The 8766-nt window shown below is 70.0% G+C and carries 7 protein-coding genes; all 7 read left to right on the top strand.

Annotation, left to right across the window (positions count from 1 at the left end; translation table 11 throughout):
* The coding region (locus FFS20_RS18160; RefSeq protein WP_212743374.1) for a hypothetical protein at positions 1 to 240 on the top strand (240 nt) is incomplete at its 5' end.
* A 198-nt stretch (positions 241 to 438) separates the two neighbouring features.
* Positions 439 to 2670, top strand: coding sequence for a polyribonucleotide nucleotidyltransferase (locus FFS20_RS17140; RefSeq protein ID WP_137826992.1), 2232 nt, complete (start codon positions 439 to 441; stop codon positions 2668 to 2670).
* 35 nt (positions 2671 to 2705) lie between these two features.
* Positions 2706 to 4010, top strand: coding sequence for a pitrilysin family protein (locus FFS20_RS17145; RefSeq protein ID WP_283202144.1), 1305 nt, complete (start codon positions 2706 to 2708; stop codon positions 4008 to 4010).
* Positions 4010 to 4615, top strand: a complete 606-nt coding sequence (locus FFS20_RS17150; protein WP_137826994.1) for a TetR family transcriptional regulator C-terminal domain-containing protein — start codon at positions 4010 to 4012, stop codon at positions 4613 to 4615. The genes FFS20_RS17145 and FFS20_RS17150 overlap by 1 nt, the downstream gene beginning before the upstream one ends.
* Positions 4616 to 4783: 168 nt before the next feature.
* A complete protein-coding gene (locus tag FFS20_RS17155; protein ID WP_137826995.1) occupies positions 4784 to 5968 on the top strand; it encodes a Glu/Leu/Phe/Val dehydrogenase dimerization domain-containing protein in 1185 nt (394 codons plus the stop codon).
* A gap of 7 nt (positions 5969 to 5975) precedes the next feature.
* Positions 5976 to 8117, top strand: a complete 2142-nt coding sequence (locus FFS20_RS17160; RefSeq protein WP_137826996.1) for an acetate--CoA ligase family protein — start codon at positions 5976 to 5978, stop codon at positions 8115 to 8117.
* Positions 8114 to 8761 (top strand): thiamine pyrophosphate-binding protein, encoded by a 648-nt coding sequence (locus FFS20_RS17165; protein WP_249356924.1) that lies wholly within the window; start codon positions 8114 to 8116, stop codon positions 8759 to 8761. The genes FFS20_RS17160 and FFS20_RS17165 overlap by 4 nt, the downstream gene beginning before the upstream one ends.
* The last annotated feature ends 5 nt before the right edge of the window (positions 8762 to 8766 follow it).

Below are 8766 nucleotides of genomic sequence, written 5' to 3' on the forward strand. Positions count from 1 at the left end.
CGTGTCGCGAACTTTTCGCCGGCAGATCGGCTTCTGGCCGGCACAACGACTTTCCGTCGGCACATCGACTTCTCGTGGACAGAACTGCTTGCCAACAGATCGACTTCTGGCCGGCGCAACGACTTCTCGCACGAGGGCGCAGAACGCGCGGCGGCCGGTGCTCCTGGCGCCTTCGCGCGCACCATTCAGAGCCCGGCCGTGACCGGGAGTTCAGCTGTGCGCGGACCCACAGTCGGATGACGGCAACTGCGGTAGACTGACCGGCGGACACCTATGCCATGGACGTTTCGGTCCTCGGTAGTGGCCTCCGGAGGACTGCGTGAGCAGGTTCCGTGGGCCCCGATCGATGACCGGCCCTGGTTCCATGGCGTCCACGACACTGTCCGCCGGCGCGGCAGGCGCACCCGCCCGTCCGTCGGCATCGAACTAGGAGACTACGTGGGTACCACCCCTGAAACCACCGTGGCCACGATCGACAACGGTCGCTTCGGCTCACACACCATCCGCTTCGAAACCGGCCGACTGGCCAAGCAGGCCGCCGGCTCCGCCGTCGCCTACCTCGACGACGACACGATGCTGCTCTCGGCGACCACCGCCGGCAAGCACCCCCGTGAGGGCTTCGACTTCTTCCCGCTCACCGTCGACGTCGAAGAGCGCATGTACGCCGCCGGCCGCATCCCCGGCTCGTTCTTCCGCCGCGAGGGCCGCCCCTCGACCGACGCGATCCTCACGTGCCGCCTCATCGACCGTCCGCTGCGTCCGTCCTTCGTCAAGGGCCTGCGCAACGAGGTCCAGGTCGTCGTCACCGTGATGTCGATCAACCCCGACCACCTCTACGACGCCCTGGCCATCAACGCCGCGTCGATGTCGACCCAGCTCTCGGGCCTGCCGTTCTCCGGTCCCATCGGCGGCGTGCGCATCGCGCTCATCGACGGCCAGTGGGTCGCCTTCCCGAACTTCTCGCAGCTCGACGACGCCGTCTTCGACATGGTCGTCGCCGGTCGCATGGTCGGTGACGACGTCGCCATCATGATGGTCGAGGCCGAGGCCACCGAGAACTCGATCGACCTCGTCAAGACCGGTGCGACAGCCCCCACCGAGGAGGTCGTCGCCGAAGGCCTCGAAGCCGCGAAGCCCTTCATCGCCGAACTCTGCCGCGCCCAGCAGGAACTCGCCGACCAGGCCGCGAAGCCGACCGTCGAGTTCCCCGTCTTCCGCGACTACCAGGACGACGTCTTCGAGGCCGTCAAGGACCTCGCCGAGGCGAAGCAGACCGAGAACTTCCAGATCGCCGACAAGCAGGAGCGCGAAGCCGCCGGCGAAGAACTCCTCGCAGAGCTCTTCGACAAGCTCGGCGAGCGCTTCGAAGGCCGCGAGAAGGAGATCGCCGCGGCGCTCAACGCCCTGACGAAGCAGGTCGTGCGCAAGCGCATCCTCACCGAGCAGGTCCGCATCGACGGACGCGGCCTCAAGGACATCCGTCCGCTCTCGGCCGAGGTCGGCGTCATCCCGCGCGTCCACGGCTCGGCGCTGTTCCAGCGCGGTGAGACCCAGATCCTCGGCATCACGACGCTCAACATGCTCAAGCTCGAGCAGCAGATCGACTCGCTGTCGCCGGTGACTTCGAAGCGCTACATGCACCACTACAACTTCCCGCCCTACTCGACCGGTGAGACCGGCCGCGTCGGCAGCCCGAAGCGCCGCGAGATCGGCCACGGAGCGCTGGCCGAGCGCGCCCTGGCTCCGGTCCTGCCCTCGCGTGAGGAGTTCCCGTACGCGATCCGTCAGGTCTCCGAGGCTCTCAGCTCGAACGGGTCGACCTCGATGGGCTCCGTGTGCGCCTCGACCCTGTCGATGCTCAACGCCGGTGTGCCCCTCCAGGCGCCGGTGGCCGGCATCGCGATGGGTCTCGTTTCCGACGTCATCTCCACCGACCAGGGCGAGCAGACCGCGTACGCGGCCCTGACCGACATCCTCGGCGCCGAAGACGCGTTCGGCGACATGGACTTCAAGGTCGCCGGCACCCGGGACTTCGTCACCGCCATCCAGCTCGACACGAAGCTCGACGGACTGCCCTCCTCGGTGCTCACCGCCGCACTCAAGCAGGCCCGCGAGGCCCGCATGGTCATCCTCGACGTCATGGCCGAGGCCATCGACGCCCCGGGTGAGATGGCGGCGACGGCTCCGCGGATCATCTCGGTGAACATCCCCGTCGACAAGATCGGCGAGGTCATCGGCCCCAAGGGCAAGATGATCAACCAGATCCAGGAGGACACCGGCGCGGACATCAGCATCGAGGACGACGGCACCGTGCTCATCGGCGCGACCGACGGCACCTCCGCCGAGGCGGCCCGCTCGATGATCAACGCGATCGCCAACCCGCAGGTCCCCGAGGTCGGCGAACGCTACCTCGGCACCGTGGTCAAGACGATGAGCTTCGGCGCGTTCGTCTCGCTCACCCCCGGCAAGGACGGTCTGCTCCACATCTCCGAGCTGCGCAAGCTCAACGACGGCAAGCGCGTCGAGGACGTCGAGGACGTCGTCGGTGTGGGCCAGAAGGTCCAGGTCGAGATCACGAAGATCGACGACCGCGGCAAGCTCTCGCTCGCTCCCGTCGTCGACGGTGATGACGATGCGGACGCCGAGGCGGACGAGGAGTCGGAGAACTGATCCCAGGCTCCACGCACGCCGGGGAGGACAGCCGCATCGAACGGTCTGTCCTCCCCGGTGGTCTCACCGTCACCACCGAGCACATGCCGGGTCTCGCCTCCGAGACGATCGGCATCTGGGTCGCGGCCGGCTCCCGTGATGAGACCGCGGCGACCGCCGGGTCGACCCACTTCCTCGAGCACATGCTCTTCAAGGGCACCTCGACGAAGGATGCGAAGACGATCGCGGCGGCCTTCGACCGCACCGGCGGGGACTCCAACGCCATCACGGCCAAGGAGTTCACCTGCTACTACTCGCGCTGCCTCGTCACCGATCTGCCGTCGATCACGGCTCTGCTCCTCGACATGGTCTCCGACTCGACGCTCGACGCCGTCGAGTTCGAACGGGAGCGCGGGGTCATCATCGAAGAGCTCGCGATGGCCGCCGACGACCCCGGCGACGTCCTCTTCGACGACTTCGACGCCCTCGTCTTCGCAGGCCATCCGCTGGCCCGACCGGTCGGGGCGACGAAGGACCAGATCCGGGTGCTCGGCCACCACACCCTGCTCGACCACTACGCCTCGACGTATGTGCCGGGCCAGCTCATCATCGCCGCCGCCGGAGGCGCTGAGCACACCGAGGTCGTCGACATGGTCGAGCGGGCGCTGGCCGAGACCGGGGCGTTCGCGACGACCGTGGCGCTGCCGGACGCCGCCGAGACCGCGTCGGGCTCCGGCGTCATCGGGCACCCGCATGCGGCCGCCTCGGCGCGACTCCAGCCCGAATTCCGCACGGGACGCTCGCACACGACCAAGGACACCGAGCAGTTGGGGATGCTGCTCGGGTGCCAGGGTCTGCCCGAGGGGCACCCGGACCGGTTCGTCTACTCCGTGCTGCTCACTCTGCTCGGCGGCGGCATGTCCTCGCGGCTGTTCCAGAGCATCCGCGAGGAGCGGGGCCTCGCCTACGCGGTCAACGCGACGGCCAGCCAGTTCACCGACATCGGGACGTTCGGAATCTACGCCGGCTGCAGCCCGGAGAACGGGCAGGCCGTCCTCGACCTCGCACTGACCGAATGGGACCGCCTCGCGCAGATCCCGCCGAGTCGCGCCGAACTCGACGAGATCGTCTCCCAGCTCTCCGGCTCGATGGTGCTCGGACTCGAATCCTCGGCCGCGCGGATGAACCGCCTGGCCAGGGCCGAGATCTTCGGCATCCCGCTCGAAGCGCCTCTCGACCTCATCGAGCGCATCCGCTCGGTCACCCCCGATCAGGTCAGTGCGATGGCCGGCGATCTGCTCGTGCGCCCGAAGGCGCTCTCCCTCGTCGGCCCGGCCACCGACGTCGCACTGCGCAGCTGATGGGCCGCAAACGGGCCGAGGTGCGCCGCGAGGAGATCCTCGCGGCCACCGTCGATGAGATCGAGGCGACCGGCCTGCGGTCCCTGCGCGTCGCCGACGTCGCTCGGCGCCTCGAGCTGAGCGCCAGCCTCGTCATCTACCACTTCGCGACGAAGGAGGCGCTCGTCACCGAGGCGTTCGCCTTCGCCGGTGAGAACGACCTCGACCAGGCGCGGGAGATCGCCGCGGCCGACCGGGCGGCCCACCAGGTCCTCGACGATCTTCTCGAGTGGTATCTGCCGTCCGGGTCGACCCGCAGCTGGGCGATCTGGATGGACGCGTGGTCCTCGGCGCTCTTCGACGAGGAGATCCGCCGCACCCTGGCCCAGCTCGACGACGCGTGGCAGGCCGTGTTCGCCGAGGTCGTCCGTCGGGGGGCTGCGACCGGTGACTTCACCGTCGCGGCTGACGACATCGAGGCTGCCGTCGCGAAGATCATCGCCCACCTCGACGGGCTCTCGGTGCGGCTCATGGTCGCCGGTGACGAAGACCTGCGGGCGACGATGATGGCGTGGGTCCGCGAATTCGCCGACTCCGTCCTCGGCCGCGCCCAGCCCCGGGTCTAGGTCCGGCCGCCGCCCCGGATCCGAGGGCGCGGACACCTGTCCGACATCGCCTCAGCCCGCCGTCTTGACGGACGGTGCTCCGCGGCCCCAGACTGGTGTGAGACGCTTACTGAACCGCGATTCAGTAAACGGTCTCATCCGCCCGCTCTGCATGCCTTCGGAGGCCCCATGTTCATGGACATCACCTGGCAGGACCCGATCACCGGCACCCACGGCTTCGTCGTCATCGACACCCTCGTGCGCGGTGCGGCCTCCGGAGGGCTGCGCATGCGCGCCGGCTGCACCCTCGAGGAGGTCCGGGGACTCGCCGAGGGAATGACGCGCAAGGAGGCGATCCACCGCGTGCCCGGTCGCCGGTACGTCCCCGTCGGCGGTGCCAAGGGCGGCATCGACTTCGACCCCCGCGCCGAGGGCGCCGTCGAGGTCCTCGAACGCTTCCTCGTCGCCGTCAACCCCCTCATGCACGCGTACTGGGCGCTCGGCGAGGACCTCGGAGTCCGCCAGGACGACATCGATGAGATCCTCGAGCGCCGCGGACTCGGCAGCGGACTGAGCGCAGTGGAGAAGCTCGTCGCCGATCCCGCTGCCGCCGACGAGCGCACCATGACCGCGTTCTCGACGATCGTCGACGGCGTCGCCCAGGACGAACTCGTCGGCGGGCTCGGGGTGGCCACCGCAGCGCTGGCCGCGCTCGCCGCCGACGGTCGCTCGGCCGAGGGCACGACCGCGGTGATCCAGGGATTCGGGTCGATGGGCGGGGCGACCGCACGCTTCCTCGCCGAGGCGGGAGTCCGGATCGTCGGCATCGCCGATGCCGACGGGTTCGTCTCCAACCCCGACGGCCTCGACGTCGAGGCGCTGCTGGCGACCCGCGACGCCTTCGGCGGCGTCTCCCGGGACGCCCTGCGCCCGGAGGACCGGGTGGGCGACCGCGATGACTGGCTCGCCGCCGACGCCGACATCCTCGTGCCCGCGGCCGTGAGCTATGCGATCACCGCCGACAACAGCGACCGGGTGCGGGCTGACATCATCGTCGAGGCCGCGAACATGCCGGTGACCGCCGAGGCGGAGGCCGCCCTCGCCGCGCGCGGCGTCATCGTCATCCCCGACTTCCTCGCGAACTCGGCGACGAACGCCTGGTGGTGGTGGGTGTACTTCGGTGACATCGACGGCACGTGGGACCAGAGCCAGGCGCTCATCAGGCAGACCTTGACGGACCTGACGTCCGAGGCGATCACCTCGGCGCGGGAGGCCGGCGTGACCCCGCGGGCGGCCGCCCAGGCGAAGGTCGACGCGAACCTTGAGGCACTCGCCGATCTCGACCAGCCCGAGCGTGCGACGGATGAGGCGTAGCGGCGACGTGGACCAGTTCTTCGATCCCAGCAGCGTCGCTGTCCTCGGAGCTTCGAACAATCCCGCGAAATGGGGGTTCTGGCTCGCCGCCGGCGCGCTCACCGGTGCCCAGCGGCGCCGTGTCTTCCTCATCAACTCCCGCGCCACCTCGATCCAGGGCGCCCCGACGTATCCGGGTCTCTCCGATCTTCCCGAGGTGCCCGAACTCCTCGTCATCTCCATCCCCGGCGCCGGTGTCGGCGCCGTCGTCACCGAGGCGCTCGAGACCGGTGTGCGCGCGTTCCTCATCGTCTCCACCCGCGTCCCGCACGCCGACGAGCTTGCCGCGACGATCACCGCGGCCGGGGCCCGTCTCATCGGGCCCGGCTCGCTCGGCCTCGTCGACTCTGCCAACGACCTGCTGCTCGCGTGGGGCCACTTCACACCGGGGTCGCTCGCCGTCGTCTCGCAGAGCGGTCAGCTCGGGTCGGAGATCGCCACGCTCTCGGCCCGCAGCGGCATCGGCATCTCCCGGTTCGCCTCGATCGGCGGTCAGTCGGATGTGCGGGCCGCGGAGATCCTCGACTCCCTCGTCGACGATCCCGAGACGAGCCAGGTCGCGCTCTACCTCGAATCGTTCACCGGGGGTGCGGCGATCGTCGCAGCCATGCAGCGTCTGCGGGCGGCGGGCAAACCGACGATGATCCTCACCACCGGGGCCTCGAATGCGGGCAGACGGCTCGCGAGATCCCACACCGGGGCACTGACCTCGGCGATCGACGCCGTCGATGCGGCCTGCCGGAAGGCCGGTGCGATCCGCCTGTCCTCGCCCTCGGAGATCGTCGAGCTCGCCGGTTACTTCGCGTCCTCGTGGCTGCCCGGTGGCCGGCGGATCGCGATCGTCTCCGACTCCGGCGGCCAGGGCGCGATCGCCGCGGACATGGCCGAACTCCACGGACTGAGCGTCGACCCGCTCACGGAGGCGACCCGTGACCGGGTCGAGACCCTCCTGCCGGAGGCCGGTCACCTCGACAATCCCATCGACCTCGACGGCGCCGGGGAGAAGGACCTGGGCGTCTACGCCCGGGTCGTGCGCGCGCTCCTCACCGACGACAGCATCGACGCCGTCGTCCTCACCGGGTACTTCGGCGCCTACGGGGAGGACACCCCGGAACTGCTGGCAGCCGAGCTCGCCGAGGTCGCGGCCCTCGGTGAGGCCGCCGCGGAGCTGCGCAAACCCCTGCTCGTCCATTCGATGAGCGCGGACTCCCAGGCCGTGACCGACCTGTGGGCGCGCTTCGTGCCCTGCTACCGGTCGATCGACACGACGATGCGCGTGCTCTCGCTCGCCGCGTTCTACGCCGCACACTCCGGCCGGATCGCCGAATCGCTCGAGCAGTCGGTGGCCCTGACCCCGTGGGGGACCGGCTACAGCGCGGCGCGGGAGACGATCGTCTCCGCCGGCATCGCCGTGCCCGCTGCCGTGCGGGTCTCCCACACCGACGACCTCGCCGAGGCGGTCGCGGCGGCGGAACTCACCCCGCCGTTCGTCCTCAAGGCGGGTTGGCCGGCGCACAAGACGGAGGTCGGGGGCATCGTCCTCGGGCTGTCCGACCTCCCGGCCCTCATCGCCGCGCACACGGAGATGGTCGGCCGCCTCGGGGATGGCGAGTACATCGTCGAGGAGATGGACCGGCGCGACCACGTCGTCGAGATCCTCGTCGGCGGCCGACAGGACGAGAACTTCGGCCCCATCGTCATGGTCGGCGCCGGCGGCACGGAGACCGAGCTCTACGGCGACACCCGTCTCGAACTCGCCCCGGTGTCGCGGGCCGAGGCCCTCGACATGCTCTCCCGGCTGAAGGTCCACCGCCTCCTGCAGGGGTGGCGGGGCAGACCGCCGGCCGACATCGACAGTCTCGCCGACGTCGTCGTCGCCGTCTCGAGGCTCATCGCCGGCAGCAACGAGATCGCCGAGATCGAGATCAACCCCGTGCGCGTCGCCGAATCCGGGGCGATCGCCGTCGACGCCCTCGTCATCACGGATCCCGGCGAACCCGCAGGCAGCGGCGACGACACGCACCTCGCCCAGCCGACCACCGACACCCGAGCTCAGGGCCGCGAACCCCGAGACCCGATGACCGACTCACGAACGGAGACGAGCGCATGAGCGAACTCACCGGCGGCGGCCATCTCGCCGCAGCCCTGGCCGCCGAGGGCATCACCCGCGTCTTCGGCATCCCCGGCACCCACAACCTCGAGATCTTCGCGCAGCTGAGCGACCACGGCATCGAGATCGTCTCACCCCGCCACGAACAGGGTGCGGGATTCAGGGCCGACGGCGCCGCGCGGGTCACCGGCGACGTCCAGGTCGTCGTCACGACGACGGGACCGGCGGTCCTCAATGCCCTGACTGCACTGCTTCAGTCGTTCACCGACTCCGTCCCGGTGCTCCTCATCAGCCCGGGCATGCCCTCGACGCATCCCGGGCGGGGCAACGGACTGCTCCACGAGGTGCGCGATCAGGCGCTGGCGATCGAGGCGATCCTCGGCGACAGCCACCGGGTCACCAGTGTGAGCGAGGTGCCGCTGGCCGTGGCGCAGGCGCTCACGCTCATCCGCTCCGGCCGGCCCCGTCCCGCGAGCATCGAGATCCCGCTCGACCTCATCGAGCAGCGCGGGCCCGGCACCATCCACCCGGCCATCGCCAGACCGCTGCCCGTGCTCGACGAGCACGGCATCGACACCGCCGCCGAGGCGCTCGCCGCCTCCCAGCGCCCGCTCGTCATCGTCGGGGCCGGCCGGAGCGGATGAGCGTG

The organism is Brevibacterium sp. 2SA (assembly GCF_005502845.1).
Taxonomy (GTDB): domain Bacteria; phylum Actinomycetota; class Actinomycetes; order Actinomycetales; family Brevibacteriaceae; genus Brevibacterium.